The organism is Rhodoferax lithotrophicus, assembly GCF_019973615.1.
Taxonomy (GTDB): Bacteria; Pseudomonadota; Gammaproteobacteria; order Burkholderiales; family Burkholderiaceae_C; genus Rhodoferax; species Rhodoferax lithotrophicus.
In genome coordinates, this window is sequence record NZ_AP024238.1 from 4412249 (window position 1) to 4433522 (window position 21274).

At 56.6% G+C, this 21274-nt stretch carries 17 protein-coding genes and 2 pseudogenes; 3 read left to right on the forward strand and 16 right to left on the reverse strand.

Annotated features, from left to right (window positions below; genetic code table 11):
- Positions 1 to 42: 42 nt before the first annotated feature.
- The 3 genes from LDN84_RS20345 to LDN84_RS20355 are packed head-to-tail and all read right to left on the reverse strand — an operon-like array spanning position 43 to position 3569.
- Positions 43 to 1233, reverse strand: coding sequence for a hypothetical protein (locus tag LDN84_RS20345; RefSeq protein WP_223905358.1), 1191 nt, complete (start codon positions 1231 to 1233; stop codon positions 43 to 45).
- 5 nt (positions 1234 to 1238) lie between these two features.
- On the reverse strand, positions 1239 to 2348 hold the full coding sequence (locus LDN84_RS20350; RefSeq protein ID WP_223905360.1) for a hypothetical protein: 1110 nt from the start codon (positions 2346 to 2348) through the stop codon (positions 1239 to 1241).
- Positions 2349 to 2351: 3 nt separating this feature from the next.
- Complete coding sequence (locus tag LDN84_RS20355; protein ID WP_223905362.1) at positions 2352 to 3569, reverse strand: Ig-like domain-containing protein; 1218 nt, start codon at positions 3567 to 3569, stop codon at positions 2352 to 2354.
- A gap of 258 nt (positions 3570 to 3827) precedes the next feature.
- On the opposite strand from LDN84_RS20355, the gene LDN84_RS20360 reads away from it, so the two are divergent.
- Complete coding sequence (locus LDN84_RS20360) at positions 3828 to 4220, forward strand: glutaredoxin family protein (protein WP_223905364.1); 393 nt, start codon at positions 3828 to 3830, stop codon at positions 4218 to 4220.
- Positions 4221 to 4237: 17 nt separating this feature from the next.
- On the opposite strand, the gene LDN84_RS20365 is transcribed toward LDN84_RS20360, so the two are convergent.
- From LDN84_RS20365 to LDN84_RS20380, 4 genes are all read right to left on the reverse strand, one after another.
- Entirely contained in the window at positions 4238 to 6970 is a 2733-nt protein-coding gene (locus LDN84_RS20365; RefSeq protein WP_223905366.1) for an EAL domain-containing protein, read from the reverse strand.
- Positions 6971 to 7036: 66 nt separating this feature from the next.
- Positions 7037 to 7804 carry a sulfite exporter TauE/SafE family protein gene (locus tag LDN84_RS20370; RefSeq protein ID WP_223905368.1) on the reverse strand — a complete coding sequence of 256 codons (768 nt, stop codon included), beginning with the start codon at positions 7802 to 7804 and terminating at the stop codon, positions 7037 to 7039.
- A 110-nt stretch (positions 7805 to 7914) separates the two neighbouring features.
- On the reverse strand, positions 7915 to 8667 hold the full coding sequence (locus LDN84_RS20375; protein WP_223905370.1) for a general secretion pathway protein GspB: 753 nt from the start codon (positions 8665 to 8667) through the stop codon (positions 7915 to 7917).
- A gap of 4 nt (positions 8668 to 8671) precedes the next feature.
- Complete coding sequence (locus LDN84_RS20380; protein ID WP_223905371.1) at positions 8672 to 10420, reverse strand: ExeA family protein; 1749 nt, start codon at positions 10418 to 10420, stop codon at positions 8672 to 8674.
- Between the two features lie 228 nt (positions 10421 to 10648).
- Between LDN84_RS20380 and LDN84_RS20385 the strand changes: the two genes are divergently transcribed.
- Together LDN84_RS20385 and LDN84_RS20390 are read left to right on the forward strand one after the other, a co-directional pair.
- Positions 10649 to 10867, forward strand: coding sequence for a hypothetical protein (locus LDN84_RS20385; protein ID WP_223905373.1), 219 nt, complete (start codon positions 10649 to 10651; stop codon positions 10865 to 10867).
- Between the two features lie 22 nt (positions 10868 to 10889).
- Positions 10890 to 13199: an ATP-binding protein gene (locus tag LDN84_RS20390; protein WP_223905376.1), complete on the forward strand. Its 2310-nt coding sequence runs from the start codon at positions 10890 to 10892 to the stop codon at positions 13197 to 13199.
- 85 nt (positions 13200 to 13284) lie between these two features.
- Here the strand turns inward: LDN84_RS20390 and LDN84_RS20395 are convergent, their stop codons facing one another.
- The 9 genes and pseudogenes from LDN84_RS20395 to LDN84_RS20435 form a co-directional block, all read right to left on the reverse strand.
- Complete coding sequence (locus LDN84_RS20395; RefSeq protein ID WP_223905378.1) at positions 13285 to 14415, reverse strand: acyl-CoA dehydrogenase family protein; 1131 nt, start codon at positions 14413 to 14415, stop codon at positions 13285 to 13287.
- Between the two features lie 37 nt (positions 14416 to 14452).
- Positions 14453 to 15547 carry a protein-glutamate methylesterase/protein-glutamine glutaminase gene (cheB, locus tag LDN84_RS20400; protein ID WP_223905380.1) on the reverse strand — a complete coding sequence of 365 codons (1095 nt, stop codon included), beginning with the start codon at positions 15545 to 15547 and terminating at the stop codon, positions 14453 to 14455.
- Positions 15548 to 15557: 10 nt separating this feature from the next.
- Positions 15558 to 16016 carry a chemotaxis protein CheD gene (locus LDN84_RS20405; protein ID WP_223905382.1) on the reverse strand — a complete coding sequence of 153 codons (459 nt, stop codon included), beginning with the start codon at positions 16014 to 16016 and terminating at the stop codon, positions 15558 to 15560.
- Entirely contained in the window at positions 16017 to 16835 is an 819-nt protein-coding gene (locus tag LDN84_RS20410; RefSeq protein WP_223905384.1) for a CheR family methyltransferase, read from the reverse strand.
- Positions 16836 to 16851: 16 nt separating this feature from the next.
- Positions 16852 to 17842 (reverse strand): annotated as a pseudogene (locus LDN84_RS23215) (methyl-accepting chemotaxis protein); the annotation flags it as partial.
- 507 nt (positions 17843 to 18349) lie between these two features.
- Positions 18350 to 19390: pseudogene (locus LDN84_RS23060) on the reverse strand (HAMP domain-containing protein); the annotation flags it as partial.
- A 38-nt stretch (positions 19391 to 19428) separates the two neighbouring features.
- Positions 19429 to 19968: a chemotaxis protein CheW gene (locus LDN84_RS20425; RefSeq protein WP_223905386.1), complete on the reverse strand. Its 540-nt coding sequence runs from the start codon at positions 19966 to 19968 to the stop codon at positions 19429 to 19431.
- Between the two features lie 9 nt (positions 19969 to 19977).
- Positions 19978 to 20838 (reverse strand): methyl-accepting chemotaxis protein, encoded by an 861-nt coding sequence (locus LDN84_RS20430; RefSeq protein WP_223905388.1) that lies wholly within the window; start codon positions 20836 to 20838, stop codon positions 19978 to 19980.
- A gap of 17 nt (positions 20839 to 20855) precedes the next feature.
- The gene (locus LDN84_RS20435) at positions 20856 to 21227 is read right to left on the reverse strand and encodes a hypothetical protein (protein WP_223905390.1); all 372 of its coding nucleotides are present in this window, start codon (positions 21225 to 21227) and stop codon (positions 20856 to 20858) included.
- Between the last annotated feature and the right edge of the window lie 47 nt (positions 21228 to 21274).

The following is a 21274-nucleotide window of genomic DNA, read 5'->3' on the forward strand; positions in this document are numbered from 1 at the left end:
GAGCGGTAGCAGCTGCGATTCGCACCTGCCAACGATCCTAAACTATGGAACCCTCAGCAACTGGCGCTGCAAACCCAGGCACTTATCCACCGCCCATTCAAGATTACCGCCAGAAGAGTGCTTACGTTGCCAATCAAGAACAAACGGGACGACACGCGGGTCTTTAAAAAAACACAGTTGTCTTAATGCCATGAAAGTGGTCTCTGGCAACTTTGCACCATCCATCGATGGTGTCTGACGTAGCGTTGACATCAGAGCACTCATCAGCCAATCGAAGTCTTTTGGCCATGTTGCGGGGGGATTTGTCGGGAGGAGGTCATCCGGCTGGTCAATGAGCTCCAGCTTCAATCCATCAACGCTGAAAAAAAAGCCTTCTTCGTCATAGGCAAAACGCAAGCGATCAAGCAACTTTGGTTGGTCTTGCAACTGCTTCCATACCGGGTTGGTGGGTTCGGTGATGCCCGTAGCGCGGGCAAAAATCGCCCACGGCGAACTCTGCCGAGGTTTGAAACTGAATTCGTAAGTGACTTTCCCGCTTGACGAAAATTGCTCTGACACATACCAGCGGCTGACTACTTTGAACTGGTGAATACGATGTAACGCAGTACGGGTTGCGATCCACACATCATTGCGAATTGGGTCGCCCTGTATGAACTGCACAAACCCATCTGCCAAATCCATTTTGGGAAGCATTTGTACCAATAAGCGCCCCTTGTGCAGTGACAAGACATGCACACCGGTGCCTGGGCCGTCCCCCCATTCGCCAGGGCTGACACTGCCCAACCAAAGTTGTCGATTGACTACTGCAAGTGCTGACACCCGGTCACATTTGTCAAGAAATGTCTCCAGGGGATGCCCGTTTTTCCAAAACTGAAGCGCAATTTCTACCCCCTCGTCACAGTAGCCTAGTCGGGACTCGAATACCGTCCCATCAGACACTACCCAACGATCCCCAATGATGTCATCGCCATTGGATGCGCGCAAAATTCCTACCTTGGGCGAATTGGATTCGATAAATTCTTTGCTCAAAATCTGCTGATCAATCGGCTCGGCAATGCCGGGTTTTCGACCGATCTTGTAAACCCCATGCGGAGAAACAAGTGCGATGGAGTCGCGCGAAAAGCGCATTTCTTTGAACACTGGAAGCGAAATGTCATCGGCGATACCCGCCTGTGTGGGCAACGCCAACAACCAAACAACACTTCCAAGCAACGAGCGCAGGAACCAACCCATGAGTTTCAACGCCCCGAGTCCATCCGATCCATCAAGTAACGCAAATCAAACATCAGTGCCCTTGCGGCTACGCGGTCTAGCGTCAGGATTGGGGCTGCATTGCGTTGCACTGGTGTACGCGGCAACGCTTCCGAATCATGATCATCATCGTCGTCTTCGCCTGCTTTGTCATCACCCAGCTCACGCTGATGATCAGCGCATTCCTTGCGTATGGCCGCCACCGCCGCCCGAACGGCGTGTTTGTTGTTTATTTCCAGCGCGGGAATCAGCACATCAAACTGGCGATTCAGCCGTGTCAGCACATCGGCATTGATGTGCCCGTATTTCAGCCAAGTTTGAACATGGGCCTTGAGCCGCCTTGCAAGCTCTGCGCCGTTGTACGGATTGGGAACGGGAATGATGGGGGCCAGTACCGGCACCAGCAAGTAATCCAGCTCTTCGATCTCATTGACCTTCGCCGTCCAGAACGGGGTTTCTGGCAACCCATCGAGCCCCCAGGGTTCTTCAATACTCCCCTGCAGATACGTGCGTGCCACACCTGGCAGCTCCGGCCTCAGCACAGTAAAGCCCCCCTGTGAACGACCAGGTTCGATGCCATCGGGGTCTGTGTCTTTTAAGCCCGGTGTCCAGACGAAACTGGTTTGCCCTTCTTTCTCATCGACCCGCAGCCCGGCACTCCAGCCTTTGGGTGCTTTGACCACGCTGGATTCAAAATTTCTTTTCACTTTGAGCTGTGCCCACTGTTGCTTGTCTTCGGTCTCGGGATCAGTTTTTGCGTTGGCAGTAACGAGCGGCAAATTCGGGATTGTGTAGATCAATGGGATACCCCAGATGCGAATCACGCTGAGTTTTTGTTTTGCACCCCGCTGGTTGCGCACGGTGTATTGGTACGAAAACGGTGTGCCATTGCCTGCAACACTGGATTTGATGCTTGGCCGAATGGCTGTGCGGGCCTCATAGGTCTTGTTGACCCACTGCGCAGTTTCCGGGTCTTGGTAGTAGAGCCTCCACACGTTTTGTTGCGTATCAAAAACCGCGCTGTCTTGAGAATGGGCTTGCCCCATGCCCAGCAACAAGATTGACAGGATAAAGTGAATGTGTTTGGTGATGTGCATGGTTTACTTCTCCGATGTCCAGCAGGCCGTTTGTTTTTCCAGATACACATGAAAGTGCGGGTTCTTCACATAGTGGTGAAGAATTGAAAAAGGGAAGCTCACCTTTTTGTTCTTGCAAAACTTGTCGTAAAAAACCTTTTGCTTGGGCGCAGAAATCGGGTTGCCGGCACGAGCAAACGATATGTCGATTTCGCGCCCTTCTCGATGACCAGCATGAGGAGCCTTCCAATTCGACGTGATGTCGTAGCGCCCGCCCCAATACAGGCTGGCATCGTTCAAAGCCACCGTGCCCCACCCCTCAGCAGCGAAGTCAGAAATCATTGCACGTAGGTTTTGCCGCGATTGCTCCGTCAAGTAGTACTGATTGTGGTGATACCGCCCATTGCCTTGGTGCGTTTTGTCAACACTGGTCAGGGCGTAAACAAAAGTACCATCTGCGTTTTGGGGCGCATTGGGAGAAATGGGCAGCAGGTCTGGCACCTTGACCTGTATTTCTTTTGTGGCGGGGCTGTTGGCGCAGGTGGCGCAAGTGGCTTTGACGGTGTGAGTGCCCGCCACTTCGGTAGCGATGAAAGTGACTTTGACCTCGCCATTGGCATCTGTGATGCCTTGGGTGCCACTGAGTGTGCCTTTGAGTCGGGCGGCATCGTGGTGCTCGTGGCCGCCGGAGTTGGGGGTCACATCCACGGAAAACTGCACCGCAACGCCCGCCTTTGGCGCTGTACTGTCTGTGACCTTGGCGGTCAATGTGGCCACCGCGCTGCCACCTGTCCCGGAAGGGCGAGTTTCGCTGGGGCCTGAAAGGCTGATGTTTGCGACTGATGTTTGCGTGCAGCGAAGAATATAGCCAGGGGCATAGGCCACATCAAGCGTTCGCGCAATGCGGCCATCGATACAGACACCCTTTATGGCCTTGAAAAACAGAATCGACATGCCCGGAAAGTTGGCAAGAGGGTATGTGCCAGAGTCAAAAAAATTGATCTCACCCGCTCCACCTCCAGCAACAAAAGACAGATCCGCCGAGATGTAAACACCACCGCAAATTTGTTCTAGAGACAGTGCGGCATGAATTCCGCTGGGGCCAAAGACGGCCTGCTTAGCCGCAGCCAATGCAGCTGCCTCACTGTCGTAGATGTTTCCGTCGTAACCATTCGGGAGATTAGGAAAAAGTTCGGGGTCAAAACCCAATGGGGGGGTTAAAGCCGCACTGCGTGAGTGCATTGGCGTTGGTCGAAATCGCAATCAGAAAAATCAAACAGCATCGAATAACGACAGCGAATGACCTTGGTAAGTTAGATGACATGAAAACCCTCCCCTGGGGCTCAGTTTCTTTCGCCAAAAGCCAAATGTCAACACAGTTCTGAGTGGCAGCAGTTTGCGTCTAGGAAAAACAACAGCATCACAACCAAATTTGAGGGCGATCCTGGTAACGTGGTGACCTGAGAGAATGGCCATCTTTGCCTGCTCCCCATTCCTCTTATGAAATTCATCATCCGAAGCTTCTTCAAAACTCTGCGCATCGTGCTCGGCCCCTTCATGCTGTTGTGGGAATGGGCCAGCCGTCCCAAAGGCGTGGTGCGTGCCCCGGCACAGCAACAAAGTGTGGATCAGCAGTGCCAGAGCCTGGTGCTGTACCAGTTTTCCACCTGCCCGTTTTGCATCAAGACCCGCCAGGAAATGCGCCGCTTGTCCCTGCCGATTGAGCGGCGCGACGCGCAGCATGACCTGCAGAACAGAGCCGATCTGGCGCAAGGTGGCGGCACGGTGAAAGTGCCGTGCCTGAAGATCAGCGAGCCAGGCGGCCAGACCCGCTGGCTGTATGAGTCGGGGGCCATCATCAGCTACTTACAGAAGCGTTTTACGGTGGCTTGAAGTGTGGCAGCGCTGCCTCAGACGGCAGGGCGGTGCGCCGCCCAGCTGGCGGGCACCTGCCATTGCGACATCCACAACGCAACGGTGTCGGCGGGCATGGCGTGAGCAATGGCATAACCCTGACCAAATTCACAACCCAATTCAATCAGGGCCTGTCCATGGGCTTCGGTTTCCACCCCTTCGGCCAGCGCCCGGCGGGTAAAGTTGCGAGCCAGATCCAGCACACTGTTGACGATGGCCGCGTGCTGGGCATCGTCCAGCATGCCGCGTACAAAACTCTGGTCGATCTTGATAGTGCGCGCTTCCAGCTGCTTCAGGAAGGTGAGTGAAGAGTAGCCGGTGCCAAAGTCGTCCAGCGCGCACTCAAACCCCATACGCTGCAAGTGGTTCACCAACGCGGACACATGCGCCATGTTTTCCAGGGCTCCGGTTTCCAGAATCTCCAGCTCCAACTGCCAGGGCTGAACGCTGGGTTGCGCATTCAACTGGCGTTGCAGCCGGTCTGCAAAATCGGGGTCGTGGAGTTGCAGGCTGTCAATGTTGACACTCACGGTGGTGCGGATACCCAGCGCGTTCCATTGGGCCAATTGGGCCAATGCGGTGTCAATCACCCAATTCCCCAGGTTGACGGCCATGGGGTGCTGGCTCAGCGCTGGGATGAACAAGCCTGGTAACAGCAAACCACGACTGGGGTGCTGCCAGCGAATCAGCGCCTCAAAACCCACCACGGCCCCGCTGGACAAGTTGACTTTGGGCTGGTAGTGCAGCACAAACTCATTCTTCAGCAAACCCTGGTGAATCTCGTCAATACGCATGAATTGCGCACGGGTGGTTTCGTCATTGATCGGGTCAAACAGGTGTGCACGGTTTTTGCCAGCCAATTTGGCCAGGTACATGGCTTGATCCGCCTGGCGCAGCAGTTGTTCGGCATCCATTTTTTCAAGCTGGGGAAACAGCGTGATCCCAATACTGGCCGTGACTTGCAGCGAGATTCCATGCAGGATCATGGGGGCAGAAACCATGTCCAGCAAAGCTTTGACCGGAGTCTCAAAAGCCTGCGGCTGTTCCAGTGGGCTCAAAATGACGGCAAATTCATCCCCCCCAATATGCGCCAGGTGGTCATGCGGGTGGGGCAACTGCCTCAGCCTGCGGCTGATTTCCAGTACCAGTTGATTGCCGACCTCTTGGCCATAACAGTCGTTGATGGCACTCAAGCCGTCCAGATCCAGATAGGTGACAGCCAGCACATGGTGCGCCTGGGTAGCCGCCTGCATGGCTTGTGCCAGGGTTTGCACAAACAGTTTGCGGTTGGGCAGACCGGTCAATGCATCGTGATGGGTGATGTGGTCAATTTGCTGACGATGGGTTTTCTGTTCGCTGATGTCCACGCTGATACCCGTCACCCAAAGGGGCTGGTTATGGGCATCACGCTGCATCACCCGACCCAGGGTACGGCACCAAACCCAGTGACCATCTTTATGGCGCAGACGCAGTTCAGCTTCAAAATGGGGCGTGTCGCCACGCAAATGACGGTCCATTTGCAACTGTTGTGCAGCGCGGTCGTCGGTGTGTATCCACGACAGATACATCGCGTAGGCCCCGGCCATCGGGCCGCGGTTGTCATAACCCAGCATGCGGGCAAAACGATCATCGTAGCGCACCGTCTGGGTATTCAGGTCAAGCTCCCAGGTGCCCGCCTGCACGGCATCCATGGCATTTTGCAGTCGCAGGCGCTCATCCTCCAGAGCGGTTCGGGCGACTTCACGCTCAGTGACATCGGTGAAGATGGCCATGGAACTGAGCATGCCATCCAGATCAATGGCGGTGCGCTCAATGCTGGCCAAAAAGTGGCTGCCATCTTTGCGATACACCGGCATGATGAGCGCCGATCTTCTTTGATGGAGGCTGACGCTGCGTAACGAGGAGGTCACCTCGGCAAAACACTCCGGCGGGTGAATGTCTTCAACCCCCAAGGCCAGCAACTCATCACGGGTATAGCCCAGCATGCGGCAAAACCACGGGTTCACAAACACAAACCCCAGCGAGCCCGGGTTGACTACCGCCAGTCCGGCAGGCAATTCGTCAATGATTTTGCTCAGATTTTTTTCAAAACGCGAGCCGCTGTGCTGATGGTCAGCGGTGTGCTCCAGCAGCAAACGCCAGCGGGCCTCGCTTTCGGCCAGGGCTTGTTCGGCACGCTGGCGACCCAGCTTTTCGTGCATCAGTATCAACGCTTGGGACGACAGCGTTTGGTACATGCCGAGCACGGTCTGAATCAAGGTGGCGGTGGCACCCTGCATGTGTGCGTCAGCCTGGGCGTGGGCAGATGCCACACTGGCCCCCTGCCCAATGGCTTTGAGGGCCAAGGCCATGCGCTTGTCGTTGTCCAGAATGTGGTAGGCCAGCCACTGGATCAGGTAGGAAAACAAGTCGTCCAGCACCGCCTGAAAAGGCCGCCGGCTGGACTGCAGTTCCGCGATGTGGCTGAAAAACCGTTGATGGGTTTGGATGTGCTGAATCAGCCAGTCATCCCCTGCCAGCGCGGTTTTCCAAATGCCTTCCTCGGTGCGGAAGTGGTAATCAGCGTAGTCGCTCAGCTCGCCCAGAATGGCTTGGACTTCAGCCTCGGTGGCACCCTGGACATGTTGCTGTGCCAACTGGTTGATCAGGCTGACCAGCTTGCGGTGTTGCACGTCAATCAGGTCGATGCCGGTTTCAAGGTTCGGATTCCAGGGAAAAATTTCAAACATGACGGTTCTAACTCACATCAAAGTGGGTTTGAGTTTAGGGGCTGAGCACATACCGGATACGCCAACTTAATAGCTGCGAGCAAAAAACACCGCACTCATCACCAGGCCGGTGCAGATCACGCCCGCACGCACCCACTTGGCAGGCAGTCGTTTGGACCAGCGGGCACCCCAAAAACCACCCGCCGTGGCGGCCAGCATCATCAACACACCTTCACGCCAGGCAATCACCCCGGCCAACACAAAGGCGGCCACAGACAACCAGGACAACACCAACGAGTTGAGGTTTTTCAGCGCATTGGCCGTGTGAATGTGGCGCTCACCCGTGGCGCTGTAGAGCGCCATCAACAAAATGCCCAGGCCACCGTTGAAATAACCACCGTAAATACAGGCCAGCAACAAGCCGGGTTCACGCCATTTGGCCAGGTGAGTGTCGCCCTGGGCCGCACGGGTGGCTCGCTTGGCAATGGCCGGGCCCGCCGCAAACAACACGGTGGCAAACAACAGCAGCCAGGGCACGATGCCTGAAAACAACTTGGCCGGGGTCACCAACAGCAGCAAGGCACCCACCACCCCACCCAAGGATGCAATCACCATTTCGCGCTTCAGCCGGGTCAGGGACATGGCGCGTAATTCAGATTTGAAACCCAGCGTGCTGCCCAGGTAACCAGGGCTGACCGCCAATGCACTGGTCGCGTTGGCCATGATGGGTGGTACGCCGGTAAAGATGAGCGCAGGCAAGGTCAAAAAACTGCCGCCACCAGCAATGGCATTCAGCACACCTGCGGCAAACGCAGCACTGGCAAGCAACAGGGAAGTGGCTAAAAAATCAGGCATGGTGTGATGGTGATTAAAAAATAGGGGAACGCCGGACGGAGGTATTTCATATAAAAAAATAGCCTCTGGTGCTTATTCATAAAGCCTAAGTAGCTATTGATAATATAGCATCAATAACCCATCTGAAACCGGGTTCCACGAAAGCTGAACACGGCACTGCGCACGCGAATTTCTTCCAGAATGAGCTCAGCCGCGACCGTGCTGCCTTGGGGTAACACCTGGTTATTCACCAGCAACAGGCGCTGGCTGGGGCTGTCTGAATATACGCTGCCGGTGATTTGTACTGCGGGGATTTGACGGCGCAGACTCTCGGGCAGATCAGCCAACTTCGGCACAGGTGATGCTTGCGCCGCTGGCAGGGCCAAGGAGGCCACTGGCGGCTGAGGGACAGGCGTGCCGGGCGGATGGTTGGCCGCAGGGGTTTCCGGCTTGCTTGGGGCCACGGGCTGGGGTGCTGCACTGGTGGAAACCACCCTATCCTGCCGGGGCAACGGTGGCTCTTGAACCACGGCCTTGGTTGCAGGTGGCGCAACCGCTTGCGGCTGGTCGCGCGGCACCACTTGCAGGACGACGACAGGCGCACGGACAGGCAGCTCGGCAGATGGAATGACGGGGGCCGCCACGGTGCTCACGGGTGGGGTCGCCTGAGCGGCCTCACCGGTAGAAGTGCGCCAAGCCCAGAACCCCCAGCCAGCCCCCATCAGTACAGCGATGGCAAGCCCCCTCCATAAAACACGCTGGCGACTGGTGACGGTGGTGCTTGTGTGATTCACCCCAGGCAGGGGTTGGGCGTGCAGACCCGGCACGGTGCCGCGTGCACGCTGCGCTTCAGCACGTTGGAGAGCATCAAGAATGTAGGACATAGGTTCAGCGGAATTCGGTTTGCAAGTGTGGCTGGGTCAACCCCAGAGCGCGTTCGATTTGCATGAAGGTCATCGCACCAGGCCAACCGTCAGGCTTTAACCCGTTGACTTGCTGGAAAGCGGCCACGCGCTGGCGCAACGCCGCGTCCAGCACCGGCTCGGAGACATGAACAAGGGGAAGGGCACGGCCTTCCATACGGGCCAACTGCTCGGTCAGTTGCCGGATCATCGGCCCACGGGAGCCCTCTTTGAAATCGGTGGTGAACCCCATGGGGGGCTTCCAGTAGGTGGCAAAGTCTCCCTGCCAGAGCTGGCTGAGGGCCATCACTCCCACCACCACCCGTTGATCCCCGATCAGCAGAGTGGCAGAGGCTGGTGTCAAGCCAATCAACACCGCATACACCGGCGGGGCGGAGCCCGACTTCAGCGTCAAGATACCAGGGCGACCCAATTGACGCAGTTGCACCAGGGTGAGTCGACTGGCCTGATGGCATAACAGCTGTTGCCGGGCGGCAGCGGCACAAGGATCACCACTGGATGCGGGCAGGGACCAGACCGCGGCCAGCGCACGCCAAGCGGTCGGCAGGTCTTGCGGCATGGCGGCCCACAAGGTGCTCTGATGATCCAGAGCCACCCCCACGGGCGGTAGCGCAGCACCCTGGCTAGCGGGCGGCACCACCGTGGCACTGGCACCGGTACTCGGGCTTGAGGTGGGCGCACGCGCAGTCGTGGTGGCGGCTACGCTGGCAGGGACAGACGGGTGAGAGATGGCGGCGCTTGGGGTGCCACTGGCGGGCTTGACTGCCAGTGGCCAAAACCGCCAGAATGCCACCGCAACAACTACAAAAAAAAGAGCTGCCAGCGCAACAATCACGGGCATTACAGCCAAATTCTTTGTTTTATTTTCAAATTCGCCAAAAACCTCCGTGGCGGCTTGGCGAACCACCTTGGCATTCACACGTGCCGCGCCGGTTGTCCAGGCTCCCAGCAGGGCGCGACCACATAGCAAATTGATGCGCCGCGGCACACCACGCGTCAGCTGGTGAATAAGCACCAGGGCTTGGGGTTCAAACGGCTGAGCACCGGTGTGGCCAGCCACCGCCAGCCGGTGCTCAATGTAATGAGCGGTTTCTGCTGCATTCAGCGTACCCAGATGAAAACGCGCCACCACACGTTGGGCCAGTTGCTCCAGTGCTGGGCTGGCCAGCAGGGTGCGCAACTCGGGCTGGCCAATCAACACAATCTGCAGCAGCTTGCGCTCATGGGTTTCCAGATTGGTGAGCAAGCGCAGTTGCTCCAGGACATCCCCGCTGAGATTTTGCGCCTCATCAATGATGAGCACACAGTTTTCCCCGGCCGCATGGCTTTGCAACAAATAGGCATTTAACGCATCAATGTAGCTTTTGGCCGTGGGCGCAGAGGCCATGCCACTCGGCAACGCGATGTGGAATTCTTCGCAAATCGACTGCAGCAGCTCCTGCACGGTGAGCTTGGGGTTGAAGATGTAGGCGACATGGCAACCGTCAGGAATCTGCTCCAGAAAGCAGCGGCAAATGGTGGTTTTGCCTGCGCCAATATCCCCCGTGAGCAACACAAATCCGCCCCCCGTACCACCGGCCGCACCGGTTTGCCCCGCCACGCCATAAAGCAGGTGTGCCAAAGCCTCGCGGTGGCGCTCGCTCATGAATAAAAACCGCGGGTCCGGGGCAATCGAGAACGGGTCTTGCGTCAGACCAAAGTGTTGGGTGTACATGCCAAAACGGGCTTGAGTGCTTGAGGTGTGATGGAAATCGTATTGTCAACGACTCGCCACCCACCGGTTTGCACCCAACATGGTGCCGATGAAAAATCGGCCCGTCTCTGTCCGCGGCCGATGGTGCCCTCTTTGAAAGCCGTGATAACGAGGCTTGCAAGCAATCTACATCATGGATTTGTGCGTACTTTTTGGTGTAAAAACAAACGTCAAGACTTGAGGTACACGATGAAACTCGACCAACTCCCCGGCAATCCTTACAGCACCAAGGTCACCATAGCCTGGCTTGTGCTGTCGCATGGGGACAGCGGTCTGAGGTTAACAGCATGCCCCCAACCGGTACCCGATGCCGGTATGCCACGTTTGGTGAACTGGCTGACTCACGTCAAACCACGTATTTCGGCGGCCAGCATCCTCAAGGCCACCGGAATTTCCCTGGCCCAGTGACGTATTTATGACCCATGGATTGATGCCCAAAATCCCACCCGCCGTTTTGCCATTCAGTGCATTGGCGGCTTTGGAATGGACCGATACCCCCATGTGGGTGTTTGACTTGGCTGGCAAATGCATGCGCTGGGCCAACCCGGCGGGCTTGGCTTTTTGGAACGCGGCCACACTTGAAGATTTTCTGGCGCGTGATTTTTCCAATCTTTCACCCAGCACCATCACACGTAACCAGGCGCAGATGGACGAACATGCAGCCGGCCACTGTGGGCGCGACCAGTGGACGGTTTACCCGCACGGCAAACCCACGACCTTGAACGCTCACACCATCGGGGTTGAACTCCCGGATGGCAGCCGAGCCATTCTGTACGAGGCCTCGCTGGTTCAGACCTCCCTGGACCCCTCGGTGCTGCGGGGTGTTGAAGCCATGCAGCAGACGCCTATGATCGTTGGACTCTTCCGTGTATCTGACGGCAGTGCCGTGATGCGCAACCCATCAGGCGTACACAGTTTTGGCATCATGGACACGTCGGTTCGTCGCAACGATTTTGCTGCCATGTTTGTAGACCCGGTGCAGGCTGAGCGCGCTCTTGTCCACGTGCGCAGCGATCACATCCACACGGCCGAGGCCGAGCTGAGCACCCTGAAGGGGCCGCGTTGGTATGAATTTGATGCCCGCCCGGTATTGGATCCGGTGACCGGTGAGCCGATGCTTCAATTCAACGCCCAGGACATCAGCCAACGCAAGCAGGCTGAAGCTGAAATCCAGCGCAGCGCACACCTCCTGCGTGCCGCCATAGACACCGTAGGCGAAGCCTTTGTGATGTACGACGCAGATGACCGTTTGTTGTTCTGCAATGACAAATACCGCAGTTTGTATGCCACTTCCAGCGACCTGATCGTGCCCGGTGCAAGCTTTGAAAGCATCATTCGAACAGGGGCTGAGCGCGGCCAGTACAAAGATGCCATAGGACGCGTGGACGAGTGGGTCACTGAGCGTATGGCCGTCCATCGTGCCAGCAACATCCATCTGGTGCAGCATCTCGACGACGGACATTGGCTGCGTGTGATTGAGCGAAAGATGCCTGACGGGCAAACGGTAGGCTTTCGCATCGACATCACGGAACTGGTGCATGCCAGAGAAGTGGCCGAGGCAGCCAACCTGGCCAAAAGCCAGTTTTTAGCCACCATGAGCCACGAAATCCGTACCCCGATGAATGGCATTCTGGGCATGGCGCAGCTATTGCTGCTGCCCAATCCCAACGAAGCTGAGCGGCTGGACTACGCACGCACCATTCAGTCTAGCGGGCAGACCCTGTTGGCTCTGCTCAACGATATTCTGGATTTATCAAAAATCGAGGCCGGCAAGTTGCAACTTGAATCCACGGTATTTGCGCCTGACACACTCATTCACGAATGCCACAACCTGTTTGCCGGGGCCGCTAAAACCAAAGGCCTGCCGATCGAAACTCAGTGGAAAGGGGCCACGGGTCAGTGCTACCAGACCGATGCCAACCGGCTGCGTCAAATGCTCTCCAACCTGGTTGGTAATGCGCTCAAGTTCACATCCAAAGGCCATATCCGCATAGATGCCTGTGAGATCCAGCACACGAAAGAATCAGCTTTGCTGGAGTTTTCGGTTAGCGACACGGGTATAGGTATCCCGGCTCACAAACTCGATTTGTTGTTCAAACCGTTTTCACAAACCGACAGCTCCACGACCCGTGAGTTTGGGGGGTCTGGGCTGAGCTTGTCCATTGTGCGTAACCTGGCTAAAGCCATGGGTGGTGATGTCGGGGTCGTGAGCGAACCTGGCCAAGGATCACGTTTCTGGTTTCGGGTACAGGCCCGCCGCATCGCCGAAACACAAGAGGTCCACCCAGGTGTGTACCAGGCATCCGAGGTGGGTCCAGCCAGTGCCCACCAGCTGCTTCACGGCCATGTGCTGGTGGTTGAAGACAATCTGGTCAACTGCAGGGTCATCCAATCGCTGCTGGGCAACCTGGGAATGACCGTGTCTGTGGTCCATAACGGTCAGCAGGCGGTGGACTACATTACCCAAGCCAACCAGTCCGAGCCGGAGACCACGCCCCTGCTGGTACTGATGGACTTGCATATGCCCGTGATGGATGGCTACAGTGCCACCGAAAGCATCAGACGCTGGGAAGCGGAAAAGGGGTACCCACGCTTGCCCGTCATCGCCCTGACTGCGGATGCCTTTGAAGAAGACCGCCAGCGTTGCCTGGCCATCGGCATGAACGATTTTTTGACAAAACCCATTGCCTTGGAGGCCCTTCAAAAAGCCTTAACCCGCTGGTTACCTGCGACTTTTTGAAGCACCAAAACATCTTCAACGTCCATGGGTCCATGTCCCAATGCCGCATCAGCGCAATTGGATTTTCGCGAGCAGCGGTGTCGTGTTACGCAAGTGCCCGCTGGATGATGATCTTCTGCACGTCGCTAGTGCCTTCGTAAATCTGGCACACCCGCACATCGCGATAGATGCGCTCGACCGGGAAGTCGTTCACCACGCCGTAACCACCCAGCGTCTGGATGGCGGCACTGCAGACTTGCTCGGCCATTTCGCTGGCAAAGAATTTGGCCATGGCGGCCTCTTTCAGGCAGGGTTTGCCAGCATCGCGCAATGATGCAGCATGCCAGATCAGTTGTCTGGCCGCTTCCAGCTTGGTCGCACACTCGGCCAGCCGGAAGCCGACCGCCTGGTGGTTAAAAATGGCGGTCCCAAAGCTTTGTCGATCTTGGGCATAAGCCAGTGCCACCTCAAACGCACTGCGCGCCATACCCACACTTTGCGCAGCAATACCGATGCGGCCCCCCTCCAGCCCCCCCAAAGCAATGCCGTAGCCCTGGCCTTCGGCACCAATCAGGTTTTCGACGGGGATGCGGCAATTGTCAAAGTTGATCTGCGCCGTGTCGCTGGAATGCTGACCCAGCTTGTCCTCCAGCCGCGCCACCACATAGCCCGGTGTGCTGGTGGGCACCAGAAACGCGCTCATGCCTTTTTTGCCGGCCGCTTTGTCGGTGACGGCAATCACAATGGCCACGTCACCATTCTTGCCACTGGTGATGAACTGCTTGACCCCATTGATGACGTACACATCACCTTCTTTGACCGCTGTGGTGCGCAGACCGGAGGCATCACTGCCCACATGTGGTTCGGTCAGGCAAAACGCGCCGAGCAGTTGGCCCTGAGCCAGCGGTTCCAACCACTGTTTTTTTTGTGCAGCATTACCAAACTTCATCAAAATGGCGTTCACGGGACAGTTGGTGACGCTGATCACGGTGCTGGTGCCACCGTCGCCTGCAGCGATTTCTTCCAGCACCAACGCCAGCGTCAAATAATCCAGCCCCGCCCCACCCTGGTCTTCAGGCACACAGATGCCATACGCGCCCAGTGCAGCCAGGCCCTGGTGAACGTCTTTGGGGAAGGTGTGCGCTTTGTCCCACTTAGCCGCATGCGGCCAAATTTCAGCTTGTGCAAAGTCGCGCACCGCGTCGCGAATCATTTCCTGGTCTGGCGTTAATAACATGATGAACTCCTCTTTTGAAATGCCTGCTGACCCCGGCTCACGCCCGTGAGTCAAACTGCAAAATGGCGCGTGCAATGCTCTCCAACGGCAAAATATCATCGACTGCCTGCAGTTTGATGGCTTCTTTGGGCATACCGAACACCACACAGGTTTCTTCGTTTTGGGCAATGGTACGTGCGCCCGCATCGTGCAGTGATTTCATGCCACGTGCACCATCGTCCCCCATACCAGTCATGATGATCGCCAAAGCGTCGCGCCCGGCGCACTCGGCGGCAGATTTGAACAATACATCCACCGATGGCTTGTGACGATTGACCGGTGGACCGTCCATCACCTTGACGTAATACTGGCCATGGGATTTGGTGAGCTGCATATGCAGGCCACCAGGTGCAATCAAGACGACGCCGCGCTCCAGCCGGTCACCATCTTTGGCTTCGCGCACATTCATGGCGCAAAGGCCATTAAGGCGCTGGGCGTACATGGCGGTAAATTTCTCCGGCATGTGCTGGGTAATCGCTATGCCGGGCGCCTCTGCGGGCAAGCTGGTCAGCACCAGTTCAAGCGCTTGTGTGCCGCCTGTCGAACTGCCCATAAGCACGGGTTTGTTCATGGCAAAAGCGTGCACACCCGCCAATACGGGTGCCCGGCTCACCGGAAGGGGAGCCACGGCATGTCCTGACCCTGCCGCAGGTGTTTTTTGAACTACAGAAGGTATAGCGCCTCGCGCCCGTGGTTTGGACCTTGCAGCCGTTTTTAGTGTTTGAATCATCTCGTGACGCGAATCATCCAGATGCTGCTTCAAGCCCAGCTTGGGTTTGGCCAAAACAGCCACGGCACCGGCACTCAAAGCATCCAGTGCGACCCGACTACCTTCGGTTGACAAGGTGGAACAAATCACCGTAGGAATGGGGGTGCTGGACATGATCTGGCGCAAAAAGGTCAGTCCGTCCATGCCGGGCATTTCAATGTCCAGCAACAACACGTCTGGCGGATTTTTCTTGATGGCCTGCATCGCCAAAAGCGGATTGGGGGCGCTGCCGATCAACTCCACGTCGGGGTTACCCGCCAACATGTGCGCCAGGGCTTGCCGCACCACCGCCGAGTCGTCCACCACAAATACTTTCACCACCATGCTGAGGTCCTTAACTTGTATAAACTGTTTCGACCACAGGGTCTTTGGGGCCAACCGTCCAGACCAGCTTGCGGTAGCCCGTGCCACCCAGGTCTTCCTTGAGCACGGGAATTTTGTGGTGCTCAAGGTAGCCCATGACCCAATCCACGTTGTTCAGACCCACATGGTGATGTGTCACCAACTGCGGAAACATGTTCCCGCCCCCCACCACATAAGCCTCGCAGCTGCGCGGAGAAAACCCGATGGCAAACAAGCGCCGGGTCATCTCGGCCATCGCAACCGAGCCAAACGCCGTATTGTCCTGGTTGGCCGCATTGGGATGCCCCACATGCACAATGTGGCACATCACACCCACCGTGCGGCGCGGATCGGTCAGGATCACACTGACACAGGAACCCAACAGTGTTTTCAGGGTATCCCCGCTGCGACCGAGCGCCACTTCACCAGGCAAAAGTTCAAAAATGGCCATTTAAGCCACCTTGCGAAAAGCACCGGGCTGAACGGTTCGCAACTCGGTTTTACAAGCCACCCGGCCTTCGGCGGTGCCCAAGAAAAGCAACCCACCCGGTTTCAAAACACCCAGTACGCGGTCAACCACCTCGATCTTGGTAGGTGGATCAAAGTAAATCAGCACGTTGCGCAAAAAAATCACATCAAACGGACCTATACCATCTATTGGCTTGCACAGATTAAGTTGACCAAACTGCACCCGCTGTCGAATTTTGTCCTGAATCAGCACCTGCCCTTCAGAGTCGCCCAGGCCCCGTAAACAATAGCGTTTCAGCCGCTCGGGGCTGACGGCTCGCAATCGATCCTCCGGGTAAATGGCTTCTTTGGCACTAAGCAAGACACGATGGCTGATGTCGGTCGCCAGAATCAACCAATCCGCTCCGATCCGACCCTGGGTTTGCATATCAGCCAATAACATGGCCGTGCTGTAGGCCTCATCACCAAAGCTGGAAGCTGCACTCCAGACCGCCAGAGGTGCTTTGGAACGGCGCAGTGTCAACTCTTGCTCCAACAACTCGTAGTGCTTGGGTTCACGGAAAAAATAAGTCTCATTGGTCGTGAGCATATCCACGGCCATCTGAAACTCTGCCGCTTGCGACTCGTCTTCCAGAATACCAATGTATTCACCAAAACTGGATAAACCCAGGCGTTGGATGCGCGAGGCCAGACGTGAGTGAATCAGTGACTTTTTGGAGTCGTTGAACGACAAACCGGCAGCTGCATACATGATGTCGCTGATTTTTTTGAACTCACGGTCACTGAAACTAAGGGTGGCCACACGGAGCTTTCTTGAATTAATAAGGTCTGAAATTGCCGCTAGAGCGGCTCGGCGCGGCCAATTTGGGCGCAAGTGAGCGACGCAGTTCACCCCGGCGCTCAGGTGCATCCAAGGCATGGCGGTCGCGCACCGTTGCCCGGCCCCCACCCGTTTGAAAGAACGCAATACTTTGCTGCAACTGCTCAGCCTGACCCGAGAGCTCCTCGCTGGTGGCTGCCAGCTCCTCACTGGCACTGGCGTTTTGCTGGGTCGCCTTGGAGAGCTGCCCCATCGCCCCTCCAATCTGGCTCACCGAGTCGCTTTGCTCGCTGCTGGCCGCCGCAATCTCTTGAACCAGTTCACTCGTCTTCTGGATGCTTGGCACTATTTCGTCCAGCAGTTTGCCCGCCCTCTCCGCCGTCGTCACGCTGTTGCCCGCAAGTTCTCCTATCTCTTTGGCCGCCTCCTGGCTGCGTTCGGCCAGCTTTCTCACCTCTGCCGCTACCACCGCAAAGCCTTTTTCCGTGCTCTCCTGCCCTGGCCGCTTCTATGGCTGCATTCAGTGCCAGCAGGTTGGTCTGGTAGGCGATGTCGTCCACGATTCCGATCTTGGCCGCAATTTGTTTCATGGCTGTCACGGTTTGGCTGACCGCGCTGCCTCCGTCCACCGCTTCTTTGGTGGTTTTCGTGGCCATCCCGTCTGTGACTTTGGCGTTGTCACTGTTTTGCGTGATGCTGGCACTCATCACGTCTATTTGGGCTGTGGTCTCTTCTACGCTGGCGGCTTGCTCGCTGGCAGCCTGGCTTAGGCTTTGGGCTGTGGCGCTGACTTGGTTGGCCGCCCCTGTCAGGGCATCGGCCGCTCCTCTTATCTCTTGCACAATGGTGGTGAGTTTTTCAGAGGTGGTGTTGACGTTGTCTTTGACTTGTCCAAAGATGCCTTGGTAGTCCCGGGTGATGCGGTGGGTGAGGTCGCCCTGGGAGAGTGCGTCAAGGGCTTTCGCGGTGTCTGTGATGACGCCTTCGCTGGTGTCGATGAGTTGGTTCATGGCTGTGGCCAGGACTCCGAAGAAGCCGGTTTTGCCTTGCAGGTTGACTCGACGGCTGAGGTCGCCGTTGGCGGCTGCTGTCACTATTTCTGCAACTTCGTTTTCTGAGGCTATTTCGTCTGTGCGATCCTGCCATTGGGTGATGCGCCCTATCGGCTGGCCTGCGCTGTTGTGCACGGGGCGGGCCAGCAGGCGTAGTTGGCGGCCCTGGATTTGCATGTCTACGGTTTCTCCTGAGCGTACGGCTTGGTCAAATTTGCCTGCGTCTTCCGGGTTCTTAAACAGGCTTGAGAGTTTGTTGCCGTAGAACTGGTCCGTATCGAAGTTGTTTCCTCCAAAGAGTTTGAGGAGTTCTTTGGCCGGGGGGGTGGCGTGTATGAGTTGGGCTTGGTCGTTGGAGACGGTCACGCATACCGGCAGGCTGTCCAGGCTCAGGCGGATGCGTTCGTTGAAGGCCGCCGCTTCGGCTGCGGCTTTCATCGCTCTTTGTACGCTGTCGATCGCTTCGGTGACGCGGGCTTTTTGTCCGGGCAGGCGCTCCATTTGCACTTCCAGTTTGCCCTGCGTGTATGCAGACACCACTTCCACCACTTGCATCTTCACCGCTATGTGCGATTGCACCAGCGCATTGATGGACTGCGCCATGCCCCGGTAAGCCCCCTCCAGTTGATTCAATGGCATGGTGTAGTCCAGCATGCCCGCAGCATGTTGGCGCGCCATCTCAGTCTGTGCAGCCTCAAAGTCTTTGAACGTACTTTGCATTTTGGCCAATGGTGCCATCAGTTGGCCGACTTCACTGTTATCCACTTCGATATGGGCACTCACGTTCCCAGAGGCCACATCTCGCGCCACACTCAAGGCTCGCTTTAATGGTCGCGTGATACTTGCGGTGATCCATAAAGCCACAGTAACAGCCAGTACGACAGCCAAAACCACAAAAATGATGCCAATTTGTGACACCTGATCTGTCTTTGCCGATGCTGCTGCCAAATCGACCTTCATGTTGCGTACTTGTGCAGCAACAAAAGGGGTCAGCGCCTTCTGCAGTTTTTCGCTGGCAGCATCAAATCCACCCATCAGTTTGTTACCTAGCACCGGGCCACCTGTCACAAAAGCCCGCGCCATAACGTTACCACTGGCAAAGTAGGCCGCAGCATCTGCCTTGATGGACTGCACAAGTTTGACTGAAGCAACATCATTCACTGCTGCAAAATGGCTCTCGAACTTGGCTAACGCCGTGTTGAGTTCATCAAAATTGGTTTGTGCATTTTTAAACCCGTCATCCAGCCCATCTTTGCCTTGAGTGGCAGACACATCTGATAAAAACTGCTGGATTTGAACCACGTTTTTATCCATGGCAGTCGCCAGCAACGCATATTCCACACTTTGCCCGGACACGTGGTTCAAGCTATTTTTGACTTGAGTCATCTGACTCGAAAACCAGGCAGTAAAACCAATAAACAACAAAATAGGCAATGCAAAACCCCACAAAACGCGGGTTTTGATCGAGAGCTGCGTGCGGTTCATAAATACCCTTGTTGTTGATATCACTAAGCCAATGGCATTTAAATGGCTTGGCCTTGCTCTGCCAGGGCCACCATGTCATCCACATTCAGCGCCCGATCTGGCTCCAAAATCACAATGAATTCCGAACCGACCTTGCCCAAACCGCGAATGAACTCACGTGCAATGCTGGTGCCAAATTGCGGTGGTGGCTCAATTTGTGAAGCAGCAATGTCGATCACTTCGCTGACAGCATCCACCATCAACCCCAGCTCGACACGATCTCCTTCCGGCCCGACATCAAAAATAATGACACAGGTTTTTTTACCCACTCGCGCTGCACCACGCCCAAAACGTGACTGCAAATCGATCACTGGCACCACAGCACCACGCAGATTGATGACACCACGGACAAACTCGGGCATCAGTGGCACAACGGTCATGGCACCATGTTGAATGATTTCGCGCACGATACGAATGTCCATGGCAAACACCTCGTCACCCAAAGAAAAAGTGAGGTATTGCAGCGCGTCTTCCCTAGCTGAATATTGGTTTGGAGGTAACAACGATGATGTAGCGGTCAAGGCTTGATGATGAGTCATGGCATCTTCTCAATAAGGTCTGAAGTTACCCGCACCACCCCGGCGCACAGGCGCAGCAATCAAGGGGGAATAGGTGCGTTGGCTGGTTTGCCCCTCGCTACCCCGGCGCTCAGGTGCATCCAAGGCATGGCGGTCGCGCACCGTTGCCCGGCCCCCACCCGTTTGAAAGAACGCAATACTTTGCTGCAACTGCTCAGCCTGACCCGAGAGCTCCTCGCTGGTGGCTGCCAGCTCCTCACTGGCACTGGCGTTTTGCTGGGTCGCCTTGGAGAGCTGCCCCATCGCCCCTCCAATCTGGCTCACCGAGTCGCTTTGCTCGCTGCTGGCCGCCGCAATCTCTTGAACCAGTTCACTCGTCTTCTGGATGCTTGGCACTATTTCGTCCAGCAGTTTGCCCGCCCTCTCCGCCGTCGTCACGCTGTTGCCCGCAAGTTCTCCTATCTCTTTGGCCGCCTCCTGGCTGCGTTCGGCCAGCTTTCTCACCTCTGCCGCTACCACCGCAAAGCCTTTTCCGTGCTCTCCTGCCCTGGCCGCTTCTATGGCTGCATTCAGTGCCAGCAGGTTGGTCTGGTAGGCGATGTCGTCCACGATTCCGATCTTGGCCGCAATTTGTTTCATGGCTGTCACGGTTTGGCTGACCGCGCTGCCTCCGTCCACCGCTTCTTTGGTGGTTTTCGTGGCCATCCCGTCTGTGACTTTGGCGTTGTCACTGTTTTGCGTGATGCTGGCACTCATCACGTCTATTTGGGCTGTGGTCTCTTCTACGCTGGCGGCTTGCTCGCTGGCAGCCTGGCTTAGGCTTTGGGCTGTGGCGCTGACTTGGTTGGCCGCCCCTGTCAGGGCATCGGCCGCTCCTCTTATCTCTTGCACAATGGTGGTGAGTTTTTTCAGAGGTGGTGTTGACGTTGTCTTTGACTTGTCCAAAGATGCCTTGGTAGTCCCCGGGTGATGCGGTGGGTGAGGTCGCCCTGGGAGAGTGCGTCAAGGGCTTTCGCGGTGTCTGTGATGACGCCTTCGCTGGTGTCGATGAGTTGGTTCATGGCTGTGGCCAGGACTCCGAAGAAGCCGGTTTTGCCTTGCAGGTTGACTCGACGGCTGAGGTCGCCGTTGGCGGCTGCTGTCACTATTTCTGCAACTTCGTTTTCTGAGGCTATTTCGTCTGTGCGATCCTGCCATTGGGTGATGCGCCCTATCGGCTGGCCTGCGCTGTTGTGCACGGGGCGGGCCAGCAGGCGTAGTTGGCGGCCCTGGATTTGCATGTCTACGGTTTCTCCTGAGCGTACGGCTTGGTCAAATTTGCCTGCGT